General features: G+C 73.0%; 16 protein-coding genes and 1 pseudogene. 6 read left to right on the top strand and 11 right to left on the bottom strand.

From position 1 onward, the window contains the following. Window positions 1–26: 26 nt before the first annotated feature. Complete coding sequence (locus I847_RS0114095) at window positions 27–839, top strand: RDD family protein (RefSeq protein ID WP_028050209.1); 813 nt, start codon at window positions 27–29, stop codon at window positions 837–839. A gap of 9 nt (window positions 840–848) precedes the next feature. Here the strand turns inward: I847_RS0114095 and ahcY are convergent, their stop codons facing one another. The 6 genes from ahcY to I847_RS0114065 form a co-directional block, all read right to left on the bottom strand. Further along, the gene (ahcY, locus tag I847_RS0114090; RefSeq protein ID WP_028050208.1) at window positions 849–2,330 is read right to left on the bottom strand and encodes an adenosylhomocysteinase; all 1,482 of its coding nucleotides are present in this window, start codon (window positions 2,328–2,330) and stop codon (window positions 849–851) included. Between the two features lie 147 nt (window positions 2,331–2,477). Continuing rightward, a complete protein-coding gene (locus I847_RS0114085) occupies window positions 2,478–3,410 on the bottom strand; it encodes a cation diffusion facilitator family transporter (protein ID WP_028050207.1) in 933 nt (310 codons plus the stop codon). Continuing rightward, window positions 3,410–3,628, bottom strand: coding sequence for a Trm112 family protein (locus tag I847_RS23815; protein ID WP_051274914.1), 219 nt, complete (start codon window positions 3,626–3,628; stop codon window positions 3,410–3,412). Before I847_RS23815 ends, I847_RS0114085 begins: the two co-directional genes overlap by 1 nt. Next, entirely contained in the window at window positions 3,625–5,088 is a 1,464-nt protein-coding gene (locus I847_RS0114075; RefSeq protein ID WP_028050206.1) for a phosphomannomutase/phosphoglucomutase, read from the bottom strand. Before I847_RS0114075 ends, I847_RS23815 begins: the two co-directional genes overlap by 4 nt. A 31-nt stretch (window positions 5,089–5,119) precedes the next feature. Next, window positions 5,120–5,395 carry a hypothetical protein gene (locus I847_RS0114070; RefSeq protein ID WP_028050205.1) on the bottom strand — a complete coding sequence of 92 codons (276 nt, stop codon included), beginning with the start codon at window positions 5,393–5,395 and terminating at the stop codon, window positions 5,120–5,122. A gap of 1 nt (window position 5,396) precedes the next feature. After that, a complete protein-coding gene (locus I847_RS0114065) occupies window positions 5,397–5,762 on the bottom strand; it encodes a DUF3499 domain-containing protein (RefSeq protein WP_028050204.1) in 366 nt (121 codons plus the stop codon). A gap of 75 nt (window positions 5,763–5,837) precedes the next feature. On the opposite strand from I847_RS0114065, the gene I847_RS0114060 reads away from it, so the two are divergent. Next, the gene (locus I847_RS0114060) at window positions 5,838–6,335 is read left to right on the top strand and encodes a metallopeptidase family protein (protein WP_231384231.1); all 498 of its coding nucleotides are present in this window, start codon (window positions 5,838–5,840) and stop codon (window positions 6,333–6,335) included. A 12-nt stretch (window positions 6,336–6,347) separates the two neighbouring features. Further along, a complete protein-coding gene (locus I847_RS0114055) occupies window positions 6,348–7,211 on the top strand; it encodes a glycosyltransferase family 2 protein (RefSeq protein ID WP_028050202.1) in 864 nt (287 codons plus the stop codon). Here I847_RS0114055 and I847_RS0114050 read toward each other — a convergent pair. The 3 genes from I847_RS0114050 to I847_RS0114040 form a co-directional block, all read right to left on the bottom strand. Next, window positions 7,208–8,821 carry a DUF5719 family protein gene (locus I847_RS0114050; RefSeq protein ID WP_028050201.1) on the bottom strand — a complete coding sequence of 538 codons (1,614 nt, stop codon included), beginning with the start codon at window positions 8,819–8,821 and terminating at the stop codon, window positions 7,208–7,210. The genes I847_RS0114055 and I847_RS0114050 overlap by 4 nt on opposite strands. After that, complete coding sequence (locus tag I847_RS0114045) at window positions 8,818–12,348, bottom strand: glycosyltransferase (protein WP_028050200.1); 3,531 nt, start codon at window positions 12,346–12,348, stop codon at window positions 8,818–8,820. Before I847_RS0114045 ends, I847_RS0114050 begins: the two co-directional genes overlap by 4 nt. 67 nt (window positions 12,349–12,415) lie before the next feature. Then, on the bottom strand, window positions 12,416–12,745 hold the full coding sequence (locus I847_RS0114040; protein WP_028050199.1) for a WhiB family transcriptional regulator: 330 nt from the start codon (window positions 12,743–12,745) through the stop codon (window positions 12,416–12,418). Window positions 12,746–12,966: 221 nt separating this feature from the next. Here I847_RS0114040 and I847_RS0114035 point away from each other — a divergent pair, with 221 nt between their 5' ends. Next, window positions 12,967–13,692 carry a TIGR03089 family protein gene (locus I847_RS0114035; protein ID WP_028050198.1) on the top strand — a complete coding sequence of 242 codons (726 nt, stop codon included), beginning with the start codon at window positions 12,967–12,969 and terminating at the stop codon, window positions 13,690–13,692. On the opposite strand, the gene I847_RS0114030 is transcribed toward I847_RS0114035, so the two are convergent. Next, the gene (locus I847_RS0114030) at window positions 13,689–14,774 is read right to left on the bottom strand and encodes a glycosyltransferase family 4 protein (protein WP_028050197.1); all 1,086 of its coding nucleotides are present in this window, start codon (window positions 14,772–14,774) and stop codon (window positions 13,689–13,691) included. The genes I847_RS0114035 and I847_RS0114030 overlap by 4 nt on opposite strands. A gap of 58 nt (window positions 14,775–14,832) precedes the next feature. Between I847_RS0114030 and I847_RS23810 the strand changes: the two genes are divergently transcribed. Beyond that, the gene (locus I847_RS23810; protein ID WP_051274913.1) at window positions 14,833–15,807 is read left to right on the top strand and encodes a lysylphosphatidylglycerol synthase domain-containing protein; all 975 of its coding nucleotides are present in this window, start codon (window positions 14,833–14,835) and stop codon (window positions 15,805–15,807) included. 71 nt (window positions 15,808–15,878) lie between these two features. Further along, complete coding sequence (locus I847_RS0114020; protein WP_155856157.1) at window positions 15,879–17,999, top strand: hypothetical protein; 2,121 nt, start codon at window positions 15,879–15,881, stop codon at window positions 17,997–17,999. On the opposite strand, the pseudogene I847_RS27155 reads toward I847_RS0114020, so the two are convergent. Then, window positions 17,974–18,573 (bottom strand): annotated as a pseudogene (locus tag I847_RS27155) (glycosyltransferase family 2 protein); the annotation flags it as partial. The gene I847_RS0114020 and the pseudogene I847_RS27155 overlap by 26 nt on opposite strands.

Below are 18,573 nucleotides of genomic sequence, written 5' to 3'. Positions count from 1 at the left end.
CGCGCAACTGCACGGACGGGGGCTGCATGGACGGGATCATCATCGGCGAGGGTGTCGTCCTCGAGTCGCGGCCCACGTCGTCGCCGGTCCGGCTCGTCGCCGCGCTGATCGATCTGCTGGTGCTCGGTGCGGTCGTGTTCTTCGTGATCCTGCCGGTCACCGGTCTGCTCTCCCCGACCGAGCACACGGCCCGCATCATGTCCATCGTCATCATCGCGACGATCACGCTCGTCGTCCCGACGACCGTGGACACCCTCACGCGGGGGCGTTCGCTCGGGAAGCTCGCGCTGGGGATCCGGATCGTGCGCGACGACGGAGGCCCGATCGTGCTCCGGCAGTCGCTCGTCCGGGCGCTCGTCGGCATCGTGGAGCTCTGGCTGACCCTCGGCACCGTCGCGTTCATCACCTCGACGGTGAACCCCCAGGGCAAACGGGTCGGCGACGTCCTGGCCGGGACCTACGCGGTGCGTGTGCGAGGCACCGTGGCGCAGCGCGCTCCCCTGATGATGCCGCCGCAGCTCGCACGGTGGGCGCACACCGCCGACATCGCTCGCCTGCCCGACGCGCTGGCATTGTCTGCGCGTCAGTTCCTGGGTCGCACGGTCACCCTGCACCCGACGTCACGCGTCCAGCTCGGCACCCGGCTCAGCACCGAGATGGAGCGGTACGTGAACCCGCTGCCGCCGGTGGGGACGCATCCCGAGGCGTTCCTGACCGCGGTGCTCACCGAGCGTCGCAACCGCGAGTACGTGGCCCTGCAGCGGGCCGGGCACCGGGATGCCGTCGAGGCGATGCAGCTGCACCGTCTTCCCCACGGCATCCCGGACCCGCTGGACTGAACCCGGACCTCAGTACCGGTAGTGCTCGGGCTTGTACGGTCCGGCCGCGTCGACGCCGAGGTACTCGGCCTGTGACTTGGTCAGCTCCGTGAGGCGGACGCCCAAGGCGTCCAGGTGCAGCCGCGCGACCTTCTCGTCCAGGACCTTGGGCAGGCGGTAGACCTCCCGGGCGTACTCGCCGGGCTTGGTGAACAGCTCGATCTGGCCGATCACCTGGTTGGAGAAGGAGTTGCTCATGACGAACGACGGGTGACCGGTCGCGTTGCCCAGGTTCAGCAGCCGTCCCTCGGAGAGCACGATGATCGACCGCTCGGGCCGCTCGTCGTCGGCGGGGAATGTCCACTCGTGGACCTGCGGCTTGATCTCCGTGCGCGTGATGCCCGGCACCGCTGCCAACCCGGCCATGTCGATCTCGTTGTCGAAGTGCCCGATGTTGCCGACGACGGCCTTGTTCTTCATGGCCGACATCTGCGCGGCGGAGATGACGTCCTTGTTGCCCGTCGTCGTGATGAAGAAGTCGGCCTGCCCGAGGACGTCGTCGAGCAGGGCGACCTGGAACCCGTCCATCGCGGCCTGCAACGCACAGATCGGGTCCACCTCGGACACGATCACGCGGGCTCCCTGCCCGCGGAACGCCTCCGCGGCACCCTTGCCCACGTCGCCGTAGCCGGCGACGAACGCGACCTTGCCACCCATCAGCACGTCCGTGGCGCGGTTGATGCCGTCGGGCAGCGAGTGGCGGATGCCGTACTTGTTGTCGAACTTCGACTTGGTGACCGAGTCGTTGACGTTGATCGCCGGGAACAGGAGGCCACCCGCCTCGGCGAGCTGGTACAGGCGGTGCACGCCGGTCGTCGTCTCCTCGGTCACGCCCTTGATCTCCGCGGCGATGGTGGTCCACCGCTGGGGGTCGGCCGCGAGCGAGGCGCGCAGCGTGTCGAGGATGACCGCGAGCTCCTCGGAGTAGTCCGCGTCCCCGGGGACCGGGTTGCCGGGCACGGCACCGGCGGCCTCGTACTCGACACCCTTGTGCACCAGCAGCGTGGCGTCGCCGCCGTCGTCGAGGATCATGTTCGGTCCGGCTCCCCCGGGCCACACGAGGATCTGCTCGGTGCACTCCCAGTACTCCTGCAGCGACTCGCCCTTCCAGGCGAACACGGGGACACCGTCCGGTGCCTCGACGGACCCAGCGGGGCCGACGACGATCGCGGCGGCGGCCTCGTCCTGCGTCGAGAAGATGTTGCAGGACGCCCAGCGCACCTCCGCGCCGAGGGCGACGAGCGTCTCGATGAGCACGGCGGTCTGGACGGTCATGTGCAGCGAGCCGGCGATGCGGGCACCGGCGAGCGGCTGGGTCGGGCCGAACTCGGCGCGCAGGGCCATGAGGCCCGGCATCTCGTGCTCGGCAAGCCGGATCTGGTGACGGCCGGCCTCGGCCAGTGAGAGGTCGCGGACCTTGAACCGGCCGGGTGCCTCAGAGAACGTGGACATGTCACTCCTGACGGTGCGCAGCGATGGGCATTCGATAAGCACAGCGGAGCAGACCCGTGCGTGCACGGGACGCTCACGCCGGCGCGACCCCTCTAGGTCTGCGGGCATCACCCACGCCGTCGCGGCCATGCTAGCCGCGCGACCCGGTCAGGCGGGGCTTTCGACGGCCCTGCGCAGGTCGGGTTCGAGGTAGATGACCCGTGCGATCGGGACGGCGGCACGCACGCGCAGCTCGGCCGCGTCGATCGCGGCGGCGACGTCGGCGGCGCTCGTCGCGCCGTCGACCTCGATCTTCGCTGCGACGAGCAGCTCCTCCGGACCCAGGTGCAGGGTGCGCAGGTGGATCACGGACGTGACGCCGGGGCCGACGAGGGCCGTGCTGATCGCCTCGACGTCCTTGGCCGTCGCCGACTCCCCGAGCAGCAGAGACTTGGTCTCGAGGGCCAGCACGATCGCGATGAGGACGAGCAGCACGCCGATGCCGGCCGTGCCCAGCGCGTCGAACTTGCCGTTGCCGGTGACGAGCGTGAGCCCCACGCCGAAGAACGCGAGGACCAGGCCGATGAGGGCGCCGAAGTCCTCCAGCAGCACGACCGGCAGCTCCGGCGCCTTCGCGGTCCGCACGAAGGAGACCCAGGACTGGTCGCCGCGGGTGTGGTTGGACTCCTTGATCGCCGTGCGGAACGAGAAGCCCTCGAGCACCATCGACGCGCCCAGGACGGCCAGGGGAACCCACCACCACCTGCCCTCGATCGGGTGCGGGTCCTGCCACTTGTGCCACGCCTCGTACAACGCGAACAGGCCGCCGAGCGAGAACAGGACGATCGAGACGATGAACGAGTAGACGTACCGCTCTCGGCCGTAGCCGAACGGGTGGTCGACGTCCGCCTCACGCCTTGCCCTCTTGCCGCCGAGCAGCAGGAGGAGCTGGTTGCCCGAGTCGGCGAGCGAGTGCACGGCCTCCGCCAGCATCGAGCTGGACAGCGTCAGCAGGTACGCGACGAACTTCGTCGCCGCGATACCGAGGTTGGCTGCGAGCGCAGCCAGGATCGCCCGGGTACCGCCGCCCTCGTGCGCCATCAGCCGCGCTTGACGGGGACGCCCGCGTCGGCGAGCAGCACGGGGATGCCGTCGCGGACGGGATAGGCCAGCGGGTTGTCCGGGTCGGTGGAGACGAGCGTCGGCTCGCCGTCCGGTCCGACCCCGTCGACGAGGGTCGCCCCCGTCACGGGGCAGCGCAGGAGGTCACGCGCCCAGTGCTCCAGCACGCGGGCATCGGTGCGCGGGTCGTCGCTCACGGCTCGACCTGCCGCACCAGCGCGAGGACGTCGTCCCGCACCTTCTCCATGATGTCCTCGTCGGCCGCCTCGACGTTCAGGCGCAGCAGTGGCTCGGTGTTGGAGGAGCGCAGGTTGAACCACCACTGCGGGTGCCCGTCCCAGTGCGACACGGTCAACCCGTCCATCTCGTCGACGACCACCGGGCCGGCGCCCTGCTGCGTGACGTAGGCGTCGACCACCCGCCCCCGCGCGGCCGCCACGTCCGTGACCCTGGAGTTGATCTCCCCGCTGGCCGAGTACGGCTGGAACTGCTCCGCGAGGGCCGACAGCGGGTGCGGCTGACCACCGAGCGCGGCGAGCACGTGCAGCGCGGCGAGCATGCCCGTGTCCGCGAAGAAGAAGTCGCGGAAGTAGTAGTGCGCGCTGTGCTCGCCACCGAAGACGGCGTCGTTGTTCGCCATCTCCGCCTTGATGAACGAGTGGCCGACGCGCGTGCGGACCGTCTTCGCCCCAGCGGCACCCAGCAGGTCCGGGACGACCTGCGACGTGATCAGGTTGTGGATCACCGTCGGGGTCCGGCCTGCGGCTCGCTCCCGCGCCACCTCGCGCAGGCCGACCAGCGCGGTGATGGCGGAGGGGCTCACCGGATCCCCGTGCTCGTCGACGACGAAGCAGCGGTCGGCGTCGCCGTCGAACGCGAGACCGATGTCGGCGTCGTGCTCGACGACGGCTGCCTGCAGATCACGCAGGTTCTCGGGCTCGAGCGGGTTGGCCTCGTGGTTGGGGAACGTGCCGTCGAGCTCGAAGTACAGCGGGACCACGTCGAGCGGCAGCCCGGGCAGGCCGGCACCCGTGCCGAGCACGGCGGGAGCCGTGAAGCCGCCCATCCCGTTGCCCGCGTCGACGACGACCTTGAGCGGCCGGATCTGCGAGAGGTCGACGAGCGAGCGCAGGAACGCCGAGTAGTCCGCGAGCATGTCCTGGTCGGTGACGGAGCCGACCTCCTCGGGGGCGACCACGGGGATCTCCCCCGTCGCCAGGTAGTCGCCCGCGAGCTCGCGCACCTGGGTCAGCCCGCTGTCCTGCCCCACCGGGCGCGCACCCTTGCGGCAGAGCTTGATCCCGTTGTACTGCGCCGGGTTGTGGCTCGCGGTGAACATGGCGCCGGGGATGTCGAGCGCGCCCGACGCGTAGTACAGGCCGTCCGTCGACGCGAGGCCGATCCGGACGACGTCCACACCGCGCAGCGCCAGTCCCTCGGCGAATGCCGCGACGAGCTCAGGACCGGAGGGGCGCATGTCGTTGCCGATGACGACGCGCGCGCGTCCCTCGGACTCCGGGATGACCACGACGTCCGCGAACGCTGCGCCGATGGCTCGCGCCACCGTCGGGTTCAGCTCCTCGGGGACGACACCCCGGACGTCATAGGCCTTGATCAGGGCAGACAGATCGACACGGTCAGCTGCAGGGGAGGTCACGGCGACATGCTACCCGGCGGCGTTCGACGCCCTACTCGTCGGCACCCATGACCTCGTCGCGCGGCAGCGGGGTGCCGTTGCCGTCGAGCGGGAACCAGTTGCGCTGCTCGCACGCCGGGCACGAGACGAAGAGCACCTGCCGCCCCGAGGTCAGTGCCATCCGGATCCGGGTCATCTGGGTCTCGCCGCACCGCAGGCACGCCGCCGTCCCGGGGACCGCCGGCCCCAGGGGCTGACTGATCGACCCGAGGGGCTCGGCCGCCTGCTGAGCACGCGCGCGAGCCGCGTCCCCCTTGCGCCGGGCCATGTCAGCCCTCTCCTCGCAGCACCCGCAGATGCCCACGCCGAGGCGCCTCGGCCAGAGCCGACCCGACGGCCTCGGGGAGCGGCTCAGCCTCCGGCTGCCGTCCCGCCTCGCGCACGGCGTCCGCGAGGGCGAGCAGGTCGTCGCGGCTCGGGGCAGCGGGGGCGAACTCCGGTGTCAGCCGGACGACCTCCCAGCCCCGGGGGGCTGTCAGCCGCTCCGCGTGCTCCATGCACAGGTCGTACGAGTGCGGCTCCGCCTGCTGCGCCAGCGGGCCGAGGACCGCGGTCGAGTCGGCGTACACGTAGGTCAGCGTCGCCACCGCCGGACGGCCGCACGCCGTGCGCGTGCACTGCCTCACAGATCTCACGGGCTGACGGTACCCCTGGGGCCAGACACGCCGCGTTCCCCACGCCGACGCCGGTACTCGAACTACAGTTCTCGGGTGAGCACCTCACCCCCACCCCCCGCCCGCCGGACCGCCGGCGTGGGGCGTCGCGCCATGTCGGTCCCCTCGGTCGCGGTGCAGCCCGTCCGACGGCGGGACCGGCGCGGTCGGGGACCGAGGGGGCCGCTCCTGCCCAGCACGATGCCCGCCTACCGCACACGTGCGGAGAGGTTCGACGACCTGGTGCTGGACGCGGTCGAGCGGATCGAGCGTCGCTGGACCAGGCAGCTGTCCGGCACCGAGTTCGCGGTCGAGGACGTCCCACCCTCGGACCCCGCCCCGTGGGAACGCGGCGGCGTGCCGCTCGGGCGCTACTTCCCCGCGGACGCCGGCCTGCAGGCCCGGATCGTCATCTACCGCCGCCCGGTCGAGTCTCGCGCCGGTGACCCGTTCGACATGGCGGACCTGGTTCGCGACGTCGTGGTCGAGCAGGTCGCTCACCTTCTCGGCCGGTCCCCGGACGACGTGGACCCGGACTACCGGGACGCGCACTAACCTGTGCGGACGATGACCCCCGTTGTCCCGAGAACTCTCGTCCGCGTCGTCTGCGTCGTCTTCCATCCCGGCGACGAGCTCGCGGCGTTCGCCCGTACCTTGGCGACGGCTTCCACGCGCCCTGTCGAGCTCGTCCTCGTCGACAACGGGACGGACCAGAGCGTCTCTGCGGCCGTCGCCGCCGAGTTCGGCGCCCACCTGCTGGTCGCGCCCGCGAACCTCGGGTACGGCGGCGGTGCGAACGTGGGCGCGCAGGGGTGCACCGCACCGTGGATCCTCGTCGCGAACTCCGACCTCGAGTGGGAACCGGGCTCGCTCGACGTGCTCGTCGAGGCGGCGGGTGCCGACGAGCGGATCGGGTCGGCGGGTCCCGCGCTGCTGAACCCGGACGGCACGGTCTACCCGTCTGCGCGTGCGCTCCCCTCCCTGACGCAGGGCGCGGGCCATGCACTGTTCGTCCGGGTGTGGCCGGGCAACCCGTGGACGCGGCGGTACCGGGCCGAGCACGAGACCTCGGGCCAGGAGCGGGCCGCCGGCTGGCTGTCGGGGGCGTGCCTGCTGCTGCGCCGGGAGGCCTTCGAGGCGATCGGAGGATTCGACGACGACTACTTCATGTTCTTCGAGGACGTCGACCTCGGCGCGCGACTGGGCCACGCCGGGTGGACGAACCTCTACGTCCCGCAGGCCAGGGTGACGCACGTGGGCGGCACGTCGTGGCGTGCGAAGCCGGCCAAGATGATCGCCGCGCACCATGCGAGCGCCGCCAAGTACGTCGGGCACCGCTACCCGCACTGGTACCAGTGGCCGGTCCGCCGGGCGGCCGCGCTCGGCCTGCGGCTCCGCGAGCGCGCGGAGATCCGGGCGGCGTCCTCCTAGCGGGTGCCCAGCCGCGGGTCCTCGCGGACCGGCACGTCCGGCGCGGCGTGCGGGACCGCCACGGGGTCGAGGACGGAGAACAGCGTCCCGTCGGGCTCGGTCACGTACGCGACGAGCGCCCACGCGAGCGCGACGGCTTCACCGTCGTCGGTCACGAGATCCAGGCCCACGACGCCCTTGGACGGGCCCGGCTTGGACGCGGCCGCCCCGACCGGCCCCGTTCCCGACGCAAGCTCGTCCAGCGTCCAGGCGCTGGTCGTGCCGGCCGGGATGCTGACCGAGCGCTGCGCGAGCACCACCCCGTCCGCGCCGAGAAGCCTCAGCCGACCCGAGGCCGGGCCGCCGTCCGCGGCATCCGTTCCACGCGCGACGGCCGAGAGCACGAGGGTGCCCTTGGTGCCCGCAGGCAGCGCGACGACACCGCTACGGCCAGGAACGGTCGCGGCGGCCCAGGCCCGCTCGACGCTCGGCGCGTCGTCGAGCGGTCCGAGCGAACCGGGTCGCGACATCACCGCCGACGCGAGCACCGGTACGCGAGCGTCGACCACGGCGGTGTACGCGCCCGCCGGGAGTCCGCCGAGCGGGACGTCCGTGACCTCCCCCGGTACGAGCGTGACGGTGTCCGCGCCGGGGAGCTCGACGACGCCGTCCGGTCCGAGCAGCGTGACCTTCGCGCTGGTCCCGGCGTCACCGGGTGCGAGCAGGCGCAGTGCGGGCGCGCTCGGATCGTCCACGGTGGACGCGACCACCGAGATGCCCGGCACCACCTGTCGGGTAGCCGGCACGGCACCGGGCACGACGAGCTCCGTACCGCCGGGGGTGAAGCCGTCGAGGACCGAGTCCTGCAGGTGGACGCCGACGCGCCCGCCCGTCGCCACCACGTGCAGCCCGAGCCTGCGCTGTTCCGAGGCGATGCCGCCGAGCACGATCACGCGCTCCGCGCCCGGCGCCACCAGATACCGCTCGCCGGTGAGGTCCACCGGGCCGTTGGGGCCCCAGACCTCGATCCCCACCTCCGCAGGCGTCGTACCGGGGTTGTCCAGCACCAGCTGGGCGGTGCTGCCGAGATCGGTGGCGCCGCCGAGGAGCCAGGCGTCGCCCACGGGCTGCTGGCAGGAGGCGGCGGACAGACCCCGCAGGTCACCGGCGGTGACGAGTCCCGCCGCGACCGCCCCGACCCGCGCGGGGACGTCGACCGGCTCGACGCGCACGATCGACGGGGCTGCTACCGACGGCACCTGGACCGCGTCGCCGCCGGCCTTGAGCTTCGCCCACGTCGTCGAACGATCGAGCGGGGCGAGGGTGCCGGGCCCGGTCGGGGACGCGGTGAGGGCCGTGAGCGTGGTCATGGGGGCCACCGGCGTCGGGTCGAACTGCGAGTCACCCCGGCCCGTGTCGTCCGGGAGGATCAGCGGTCCCGGGCAGACGAGCGTCGTCGCCGACGGCGGGACCGGCACGCGGGTCGCAGGGACGCTCGAGTCGTCGACGTCCGGTACGCGGGTGCCTGCGGCGACGACGGCGACCGTCAGGCCCAGCACGACGAGTCCCGACGCGGCGCGAGCGGTCCGGCCGAGCCAGACGCGCGACGAGGAGGGGGCGGTGTCGGTCATGAGCGTCCGCTCCAGGTACGCCCGCCGCGGCGTCGACGGACGGGTACCGCGAGCAGCACGGTGACGAGCAGCACGAGCGACTGCAGAGCAAGCACCGGTGTCCGGTCGGGACTGTCGTACCGGACGACGAGGTCACCCGCGCCCGCGCCGAGCTCGAACGACTGCCGCCATCCGTCATGGAGCGCTCGCAACGACTCCCCGTCCAGGTAGGCGTGCCAGTGCGGGTCGGCACGCTCGGCGAGGACCAGGCGGCGCCCGGCGTCGCCGGCCGGAACCGACGTGTCGACGGCGCGGCCGGCCGAGGGCACCTCGACTGCCTGGGCCGACGGGTCCGCAACCGCCGCGCCGTCAGGCAGCACCCGGGCCCACGACGTCACGACGCTCGGTGCGGCGATCCCGGCGCCGGGCGCCGTCGCCTGGACGCGCCACAGCGTGCCTGCGGCGTTGGCCGTGACCCGCTGGAGGCCCGCCGTCGCGTCCAGCCTGCTCACCAGCTCGTCGCGTGCCGCCTTGGCCAGCGGGTCGGCGGCCACCGGACCGGGCAGTGCCGGGACGAGGACGTCCGCGACCCCGAGCGAGCCCAGCTCACCGGCGACGTCACCGCTCGCGGCCGTGGCGAGGCGCGCGACCAGCGCGTCGACCTCCTGCGTCGCGGCGTCGGCCGGGGTCGCCGACGTCTCGGTCAGGTCGCCCTCCAGCGTCCGGGTCCACGCCGCGGCGGCCTGGTCGACCAGGGCCGGGCCGTCGCCGCGCATCAGCTGCCAGGTCGCGGTCGGGTCGCTGCCCTGCTCGGGACCGGCGCTCACGGCGAGCACCCGCGACGAAGCGGGCGTCTCCTGCGCCTGCTGCCCGACCGCCGGGACGATCGGGCCGTCGAGCGTGCGCAGCGCGACGGCGTCGCCCGTCCTGGCCTGCCAGGTCCACGTGCCCAGCCAGACCAGCGGCACGACGACGGCGACGAGCGACAGCAGCGCAGCGAGCAGCTGACGCACGCCGAACGTGTAGCGCCCGAGACGCTCGCGCAACCGATCCGTGCCGATCAGGGCGGCGACCAGCAGACCGGCGCCGGCCAGCGAGAGCCCCGGACCCGACCAGCCGCGCACGACCGACCCGCCGTCGACCGCCACCGGGACGAGCCCGACGACCGTGGCGGTCGCCAACCCGATCCCCGCGACCACCCAGGCACCGCGCACGGCCCGCGCCACGGGTGCGCCGCGCAGGAGCGCGAGCACGGCCAGGACCAGGACGACCGCACCGACGGCGAGCGGCAGGGCGTGCGTGAGTCCGGACGCCAGCCCGGTCCCCACGAGCGAGCCGGGGTCGGACGGGACACCCAGCAGCCGGCTGACCGGGTCGGTCGGCTGCGACGGCACGGGCAGACCGGGGTCGGCGACGAGGAGGCACCAGCCGGGGAGCCCGCGGCGCGCCGCCTCCAGGAGCGTCGGGGCCAGCAGGACCACTGCCGGGACGGCGGCGAGCAGGACCCGCCCGCGGCGGCGTGGTGCGGACAGCGCCACGACGCACAGCGCCAGGACGCCGGGAACCAGCAGCACCGGTGCACCCGCCACGACGAGTGCGAACGCCAGGGCAGCACCGGCCGCCGCGGCGATCGAGCCCGTGGGATCGGCTGCACCCACTCGAGCGGTCACGTCGGCGGGCGCCACCGCGGGGGTCTGTCCGGAGTCGGTCGCGAGTCGGGGGTGCGGCAGAGACGACGTCACGGGTCCCTCGGGATCGACGTCGTCGTCGTCGACGCGCTTGGCGGTCGCCACGCCGGAGAGCACCTGGTCGACCCGCTGCACCCCGATCGCACGCGCCAGCCCCAGGCCCACCCACGGCAGCCCCACGTGGGCCACGACGGCACCGAGCCGGCCCGCGCCCAGACCGAGGAGCAACGCGGGTGCAGCGGCCCAGACGACGGCGGCCCAGGCCCGCACCCCCACCGAGCGAGTCACGGCTCCCGCTGCTGCCCAGGCGGCGATCCCAGCGAGCACGAGGGAGCCGAGCAGGAGCACTGCCACGACGGCCGACGACGAGCCACCGGCGGCGGCGGTCGGGCCGACGAGCACGGTCAGCAACGCGTCGGCCGGCCCCGGCGCGCCGAGACCCCCGGCGACCCAGCCCGAGGTCGCTGCGCTCCAGAGGTCGCCGAGCCGGGCGGTCGTCGGAAGGAGCGCGTCACCGACCAGCCGGGCCCCGCCGACCACGGGGGCCAGCAGCGTCCCGAGGGCGACGGCGCTGATGATCGCGAGACCACCCACGAGGACGACGAGCGTGACCCGGCGCTTGGTCGCCAGCGCGGAGAGCTCTCGCAGCTCGAGCTCGCTGGGCGCCTGGACGACGCGCCGGACCTCCGCGCGGGCGAGCCGCCGGTCACGGGACTGCGACCACACGTCGCGCACGCCGGCCTGGAGCGGACGCAGAGCCCGCCGCGGCAGCCTGCGGGTGCGTGTCGCTCGGGCCCGCGCGCGCACCACGCCCGCAGGCCGGCAGACCGCGACCAGCACCGAGCGAAGCTCGGCGACGGCCAGTCCCGGCTGCTTCACGGCGAGCTGCCAGAGCGACCGGACGACCGCGCCGACGATCGCCATGAGCGCGACGAACGGCACCAGAGGCATGGGCGCCCCGACGAGCCGGCTGTGCACGAGCGCTCGTCGGCGGGCGTCGAACGAGTGCCGCGGGTCGGCGGCGTCGTCCTCGCCGTCCCCATCGAGGTCGGTCGGGACGCGCGACTCCGCGGTCCGCAGACCGAGGTATCCCGCCTGCGCGTGGCGGACGACGGCCGACGGCACGACGACGACGCGGTGCCCGGCCAGGCGCGCCCGCCGGGAAAGGTCGAAGCCGTCCCCGAAGGGTCCGAGCAGCGGGTCGGTGCCACGCAGGGCGTCCCAGACGTCGCGCCGGACCAGCGCGCCGGCCAGGCCGACCCCGAGCACGTCGTCGCGACCGTCGTGCTGCCCCTGGTCCAGCTCGCCCGGCTCGACGTCCGTCATCCGACGGCCGGAGCGGGACGTGCGCAGACCGACCTCGAGCAGCCGCTCGGGATCCGTCCAGGTCCGCTGCTTGACGCCCGCCACCGCGACGGACGGTGCCCGCCCGACGGCGCGGACCAGCTCGGCGAGCGCGGTGTCGGCCGGTGCGCTGTCGTCGTGCAGGAGCCACAGCCAGCTGGTCGTCGGCCCGACCTCGCTCGCGAGCGCGCGTCGCACGGCGTGCCCGAACGTGCGCGCGCCGGGCGTGTGCACGAGGTGAAGTGCGGGTGACGGCCCCCGCGATGCGTCGTCGGCCGCGGCGAAGATCCGGCGGAACGCGGGCTCGACGGCCTCGTCGGGAACGTGGGAGACATCGACGAGGAACACGCGCATCGGACGACGCGTCTGCTGCGCCAGGGCCGCAAGAGTGGTCTCGAGGTACGGGGTTCGGCCGTGGGTGACGAGAACGGCAGAGACAGGCACGGACACCGGCGGGGTCACCGGTGTGGACGAGGTCGCCGTGGGAACGTCCACGGGCTGGAGCGTGTCAGTCATGCTCGGGACATCGTGCGGCAGCGTCCCCGTGAGCCCGGGAGCGACACGCCCCGACGACCTGTGAAGGTCAGACGACACGCCGCTTGAGCTTGCGCCGCTCGCGCTCGGACAGTCCGCCCCAGATCCCGAAGCGCTCGTCGTTCTGCAGTGCGTACTCGAGGCACTCGGAGCGGACGTCGCATCCGGTGCACACCTTCTTGGCCTCGCGAGTGGAGCCGCCCTTCTCAGGGAAGAACGCCTCCGGGTCGGTCTGGGCACAGAGCGCGCGCTCCTGCCATCCCATGGGCCCCTCGTCCTCGAGGGCGCCGAAGATCGGAAGCACGTTGGAGGCCTGCGTCTGTGCAGCCTTGCGTGCGTCCGACGGGAAGATCTCGTCGTTGTCGAGCAGATTCCACATGCGTGCCTCCGTGCGATCTTCGTTGTGCTGGGTGCTGCTGTGGATGGGGTGCTGCTGCACCCGGTGCTGCTGTGGGAGAGTTCTGCCGCGGGTGAATCCGTTCTATGGAATTACACGCGTGTCGTTCGCGTTGGTCAAGCGGACAGGTGGTATTTGCCCGGTTCTGCCGGGTGAACTTGAGCAATTCCCGACCCCCGGGCGTGTCGCCGTAGGGTTGCGGCGTGCCTCCGACGACCATCGCCGACCTCCTCGCCCTCCTGACGCGCGAGCCCGGCCGGCCGCGGATCACCTGGTACGCGGCAGACGGCGACCGGGTCGAGCTCTCGGGCGCGGTGCTCGACAACTGGGTGTCGAAGACCACGAACCTGCTGGTCGAGGAGCTGGACGTCGAACCCGGCACCCGGGTCCTGCTCGACCTGCCGACCCACTGGCGGACGCTGGTGTGGCAGCTCGCGGTGTGGCGCGCCGGCGGCTGTGTCGTCCTTCCGGGCGGCCCGCGCACGGACGTGGTCGTGACCGACTCCCCCGCCCAGCACGTCGGTTCGCACGCGCAGCTCGTCGCGGTGAGCCTGCCTGCCCTCGCGCGCAGGTTCCTCGGCGACCTGCCCCCCGGCGCCCTGGACGCCGCAGCGTCTGTGATGACCTACGGCGACGTCATCGGGTGGGCACCCGAGCCTGCACCGACCGACCCGGCCATGGACCCCGGCCCGACGCACGGCGAGCTGGTCGCCTGGGCCCTGGCGACACAGCCCGACGGTCCCGACCGCGTGCTCGTCGCCGCCGGCCCCGGTCGGACCTCGGAGCACGACGTCGCCCGTGTGCTCGGCGTCCTCGCGCGGGGTGGCTCGGTGGTGCTCGTCGACGACGCCCTGTCGAAGGCCCTCGACGCCGACCCCGACCGAGCGGCGAGGCTCGTCGCCTCCGAGCGGATCACGGTCTCCCGCTAGGAACCGGACCGGACGCTCGGCGCGAGGCCGACCGCCTGCCGAAGCTCCGCGCCCATCCGTTCGCGGCTGTAGAGCTGCCGGCACCCGCTCGCGTACCGCTCGGCCAGCGCCTCGACCCCGGCGTCCCCCACGACCGCGTCGAGCGCCCGGACCCACGCGTCGGTGTCCTGCGGGGCCACGAGGATGCCGGTCTCGCCGTCGACGACCGCGTCGCGCAGCCCCTCCAGATCCGCAGCCACGACCAGCGCACCGCGCATCGCCGCCTCGACGGCCACCAGGCCGAAACCCTCCATGTCGCCGTCGACAGGGATGTTCGGCTGGGCGAAGACGTCGCACCCACGCAGCAGGAGCTCGCGACCAGCATCGTCGACGCGGCCCAGGAGGCGGACGCGTCCGGGATCCTCGAGAGAGGCGCGCGCGTCGAGCACGTCGGCCCGGTCCTCGCCGTCCCCGGCGACCACGTACACGCACTGCGCGGGCAGCCCCGGCAGCACCTCGCGGATGAACCACGCGACCCCCTTGCGCCGCACGAGGCGACCGAGGGTCGCGATCACGACGGCGCCGGGGTCGACGCCGAGGCTCGAGCGCAGCTCCAGGTGCGCCGCCGGCCGGTCGACCGTCCGCTCGGGCACCTCCACGCCCAGCCGCACCACGCGCACGGCATCAGGCGGGACACCCGCCGCGACGGTCGTCGCCTCGGTCGCCTGGCTGATCGCGAGGACCAGGTGGGCATCGGGAAGCCACCGCCGGACGAGCCACTGGTAGGGCCGCCGTGGCCAGACGACGTCCTTGCCCATGGCCATGGTCGCGAGCCGCACCCGCCCCGGGCGCACGAACGGCCGCAGGGCCAGGAACATCAGGACGTCGCCCGCGAGGACCAGGTCGACCTCCCGCCGACGGGCCGCCCGCCTGGTCGTGCGCACGGCGCGGACGAGGAACGCCGGCAGCGACCTGTTGGAGCCGCCGTGAGCGACGAGCCGGGCACCGTCACCCTCGAGCGCGTGCCAGACGTCCGCCGCCAGCGTCTCCATCCCGCCGACCGACGGCGGGAACTTCCTGGTGACGAACAGCACGGTGGACATGGCTCGGAGAGTACCGGCGGCGCCCGGGACGGCGCCGACGCGCCCGTACGATCGACGGGTGCAGCCCACCCCGGACCAGGCGACCCCTCGCCGTACCCGCACCCAGTGGGTCAAGGCGGCCGCGGCGGTCCTCGTCGTGGCGTTCGTGGCGGTGTTCCTCGCCGGACACTGGTCGGACATCGTGGACGCCGTGCGGCAGCTGGACGCCGCCAGCATCACCGGTGCGTTCGGGTTCGTGCTCGTCGGGCTCGTCGCTGCCGCGCTGTCCTGGCGCTCCGTGCTGGCGGGCATGGGTTCGCCGCTGCCCGTGCCCGCGGCCGCGCGGGTCTTCTTCCTGAGCCAGCTGGGCAAGTACATCCCCGGCTCCATCTGGCCGGTCCTCGCGCAGGCGGAGCTGTCGACGGAGTACGGCGTCCCGCGCAGCAGGGCCGCGTCGGCCGCGCTCACCCAGCTCGTCATCGGGCTCGTCGTGGGGATCGTGGTCGCGGGGTCGACCCTGTCGATCGCGTCGGCCGACGCCGTCCGCACCTACTGGTGGCTGCTCTTCGTCGCCGTCGCGGGCATCGTGATGCTCGTGCCTGCGGTGTTCAACAGGGTCATGACGCTCGCGCGTCGGGTCCTGCACCGACCCGGCGGCGACGCGATCACGGGTCCGACGCTGCTGCGGTCCTCGGTGTGGGCGCTCGTGATGTGGGTCGCGTTCGGCGCGCACCTGTGGATCCTGGCGGCCGGCTCGGGGTTCTCGTCGCCGAGCCTCGGCCTGCTGACCACCGGCGCCTACGCGCTGGCCTGGGTGGTCGGGTTCGTGATCGTCTTCCTGCCCGCCGGTGCGGGCGCGCGTGAGGTGGCGCTGGTGGCCGCCCTGGCGCCGGTGATGGACGCGTCCGCTGCTCTCGCGCTCGCTCTCGTCAGCCGTGCGCTGATGATCGCCGGCGACTTCCTCAGCGCCGGCGCGGCCGTCCTGGCCGACAACCGGCACCGTGCCGCGCTCGCACGTCGAGCGCCCGGCGCCGTGCTCGGCGATGATCAGTGAGAATCGGCGACACCGACCGCGCGGATAGGGTCGCCGGTGCCCAGCCCCCGAAGAGAGACGAGACCGCGCACGTGAACCCAACGCGCACGAGTACGGCCGAGCCGCAGCAGGTGGCCAGCCCACACGCGCCCGTGAAGTCCGAGCCGGCCCGCTGGGCCAAGGTCGTGGTGGGTCTGCCCGACCGGATCGTGATGCTGCTGTTCTGGACCGCCCTCGTGGTCGCGGTGTGCGTGCTCTGCTCGCAGTTCCGGCCGTTCGTCGTGCTGCCGCTGCTCGTCGTCGTCGTCGTCGCGACCTGGCGGCTGACGCCCGCCGCGATCACGGTGACGCGCGCGCACCTCGTGTCGTCGTTCGCCGCGCTCGGGACGGTCGTCGTCTGGTTGGGCGTCAACATCCCGTTCGCGTCCCAGTTCATCACTGTCTGGCGCGACCCGGGCTTCCTCACGCTCGAGGGTCTCTGGCTGTCCGGCCACGCCTCCCCCAACATCCCGGTCGGCGCCGCCCGGGCCGTCGACCTGGGGTTCCAGGACGTGACGGCAGCGACCGGTGCGTACGAGATGGTGGGCGGGTCGTTGCAGGTGCAGGGCGCCAAGCTGCTCCCCGGGATGCTCGGCCTGGCCGGCTGGGCCGGGGGTGAGCACGCCGTGATGCGGGCGAACCTGCTGATCGGCGCCGTGGGCCTGCTGGCGGTCTTCGCGCTGGCGCGTCGGGTCGTGCGGCCCGCCTTCTCGCTCGTCCCCGTCGTCGCACTCGCGCTCTCCATGCCGATGGTCGTCTTCTCGCGCGCGGCCTACACCGAGCCGCTCGCGCTCGCCCTGGTGTTCGGTGGGCTGACCATGGCGTGGTCGGCGATCGAGACCCGGTCGTCGCCCCGGTACCTGGTCGCCGGGGCCATGATCGGTGCGACCGCCCTCGTGCGCATCGACGGGGCCGCGTCGGTCGTGGGGCTGGTCGTCGGCATCGGGCTGACGGCCGCCGCCGCAGTCCCGCCGCGGACCCGGCGCCGTCAGCTCGTCGCCGTCGGGCTCGTCGCGGGCGGCGCACTCTCGATGGTCCTGCTGGGCTACCTGGACCTGCGCCTCTACAGCGAGGGCTACCTCTTCGACCACTACCAGCAGTTCACCTCGCTCATCGCCGTGCTCGTCGTCGCGGTGGTGGGGGTCGTCGTGCTCGGGATGCTCTACCGGCTCGACCCCGCGCGCCGGTGGGTCCTTGCACACAAGCCCAGGCTGGCCAACGCCGCGGCGGCCGCCGTGGTGGTCGTCGCCGTCTTCCTGGCCAGCCGCCCGCTGTGGATGGTCAACCACCACGTCCCGGCCCACAGCGGGTACTCCGCGCACGTGGCCTCCTTGCAGGAGAAGGCCGGCATGGTGCTCGACCCGACCCGCAGCTACGACGAGTCGTCCCTGTCATGGCACGCCTGGTACTACGGCTGGCCCATGGTGGTGCTCGCGGTCATCGGGCTGGCGGTCGTCCTGCACCGGGTCGTGGCCAAGCGCGACCCCCGACTCGCGCTCGTGTTCGGGGTCGTCGTCGCGCCGTCGCTGCTCTACCTGTGGGTCGTCAACATCACGCCGGACCAGATCTGGGCGATGCGGCGGTTCCTCCCGGTGACCATCCCCGGCTTCCTGCTGGCCGCCGCCGTGACGCTCGACGCGCTCTGGTCCCGAAGGTCGTCATGGGCCGCCCCCGCAGCCGCCGTCGTCGGCGCCGTCGTCGTCGCCCTCTTCCCAGCGCTGACCTGGGGGCCCGCGGCGGTCTCGATCGAGCAGGACGGGCGCCTCCCCGAGGCACACACGGTGTGCGACGCCGTCGGGGACGACCCGGTGGTCTACGTCCACGCCGGAGAGGCGCCGCCCTACCTGGCCACGCTCCGGACGATGTGCGACGTCCAGGTCATCCAGGCGCTGACCACGTTGTCGACCGCCGACCTGGTGGCGCTCAAGGAGGCGTGGGGCGACCAGGAGGTCAAGCTCGTCACCTTCGACCCGTACAACGTGCCGTGGCCGGACGGGGTGGTGCCCGACCCGCTGCGCACGACGACGATCACGGCCTGGCACGAGCGCCTGCAGAGGATCCCCTACCGGGCGGGCCGGACGACCTCGCGGCTGTGGGTGGCGACGATCGGCGCGGACGGCGCGCTCACGCCCGTCGACCCCGACGAGGTCACTTCCGGTACTGCAGCTCCTTGATCCGTTCGAGCTGGTCCTCGAGCAGCACGCGGTTGACGCGCTGGAGGTCCGAGAGCACGCCGAGCGACACGGACAGCAGGGCCGCGACGGCCATGATCGACCCGAAGACCAGCGACTGCACGTGGCCGCCGGCTCCCTCGCCGCTGGTCCAGAGCCAAGCGAAGCGAACGAACGGGATGAGTGCCAGCACGCCGAACACGACCGTCAGGGTCACGAAGATCACGTACGGCTTGAACATCAGGTAGCTGCGCACGATCGCGGAGCCGGACTTGCGCATGTGCTGGAAGCTGCTGGTGAAGAGCCGCGACTCGCGGGTCTTCGCGTTCGTCGTCACCGGAACGCTCTCGATGCGCAGCCGCTTGTGCCCCGCCTGGATGATCGTCTCCATGCAGTAGCTGAACTCGGTGACGATGTTCAGGCGGTACAGCGAGGCACGCGAGTACGCCCGGAACCCGCTCGCCGCGTCCGGCAGGTCCGTGTCGGCGGCGAAGTTGACGACCCGGCTCCCCACGCGCTGCATCATCTTCTTGAACGGCGAGAAGTGCTCGATCGTGGACGTCTGCCGGTCCGCGAT

This window comes from Cellulomonas sp. URHD0024, from assembly GCF_000426185.1.
In the GTDB taxonomy this organism is placed as follows: Bacteria; Actinomycetota; Actinomycetes; order Actinomycetales; family Cellulomonadaceae; genus Cellulomonas.
This window is presented reverse-complemented; position numbering and strand designations above follow the sequence as displayed.

Coding starts and splice junctions, on each gene's coding strand:
- I847_RS0114055 (WP_028050202.1), top strand. CDS start 6,348: ATGACCCCCGTTGTCCCGAGAACTCTCGTCCGCGTCGTCTGCGTCGTC.
- I847_RS0114085 (WP_028050207.1), bottom strand. CDS start 3,410: ATGGCGCACGAGGGCGGCGGTACCCGGGCGATCCTGGCTGCGCTCGCA.
- I847_RS0114050 (WP_028050201.1), bottom strand. CDS start 8,821: ATGACCGACACCGCCCCCTCCTCGTCGCGCGTCTGGCTCGGCCGGACC.
- I847_RS0114095 (WP_028050209.1), top strand. CDS start 27: ATGGACGGGATCATCATCGGCGAGGGTGTCGTCCTCGAGTCGCGGCCC.
- I847_RS0114070 (WP_028050205.1), bottom strand. CDS start 5,395: ATGGCCCGGCGCAAGGGGGACGCGGCTCGCGCGCGTGCTCAGCAGGCG.
- I847_RS0114040 (WP_028050199.1), bottom strand. CDS start 12,745: ATGTGGAATCTGCTCGACAACGACGAGATCTTCCCGTCGGACGCACGC.
- I847_RS0114045 (WP_028050200.1), bottom strand. CDS start 12,348: ATGACTGACACGCTCCAGCCCGTGGACGTTCCCACGGCGACCTCGTCC.
- ahcY (WP_028050208.1), bottom strand. CDS start 2,330: ATGTCCACGTTCTCTGAGGCACCCGGCCGGTTCAAGGTCCGCGACCTC.
- I847_RS0114030 (WP_028050197.1), bottom strand. CDS start 14,774: ATGTCCACCGTGCTGTTCGTCACCAGGAAGTTCCCGCCGTCGGTCGGC.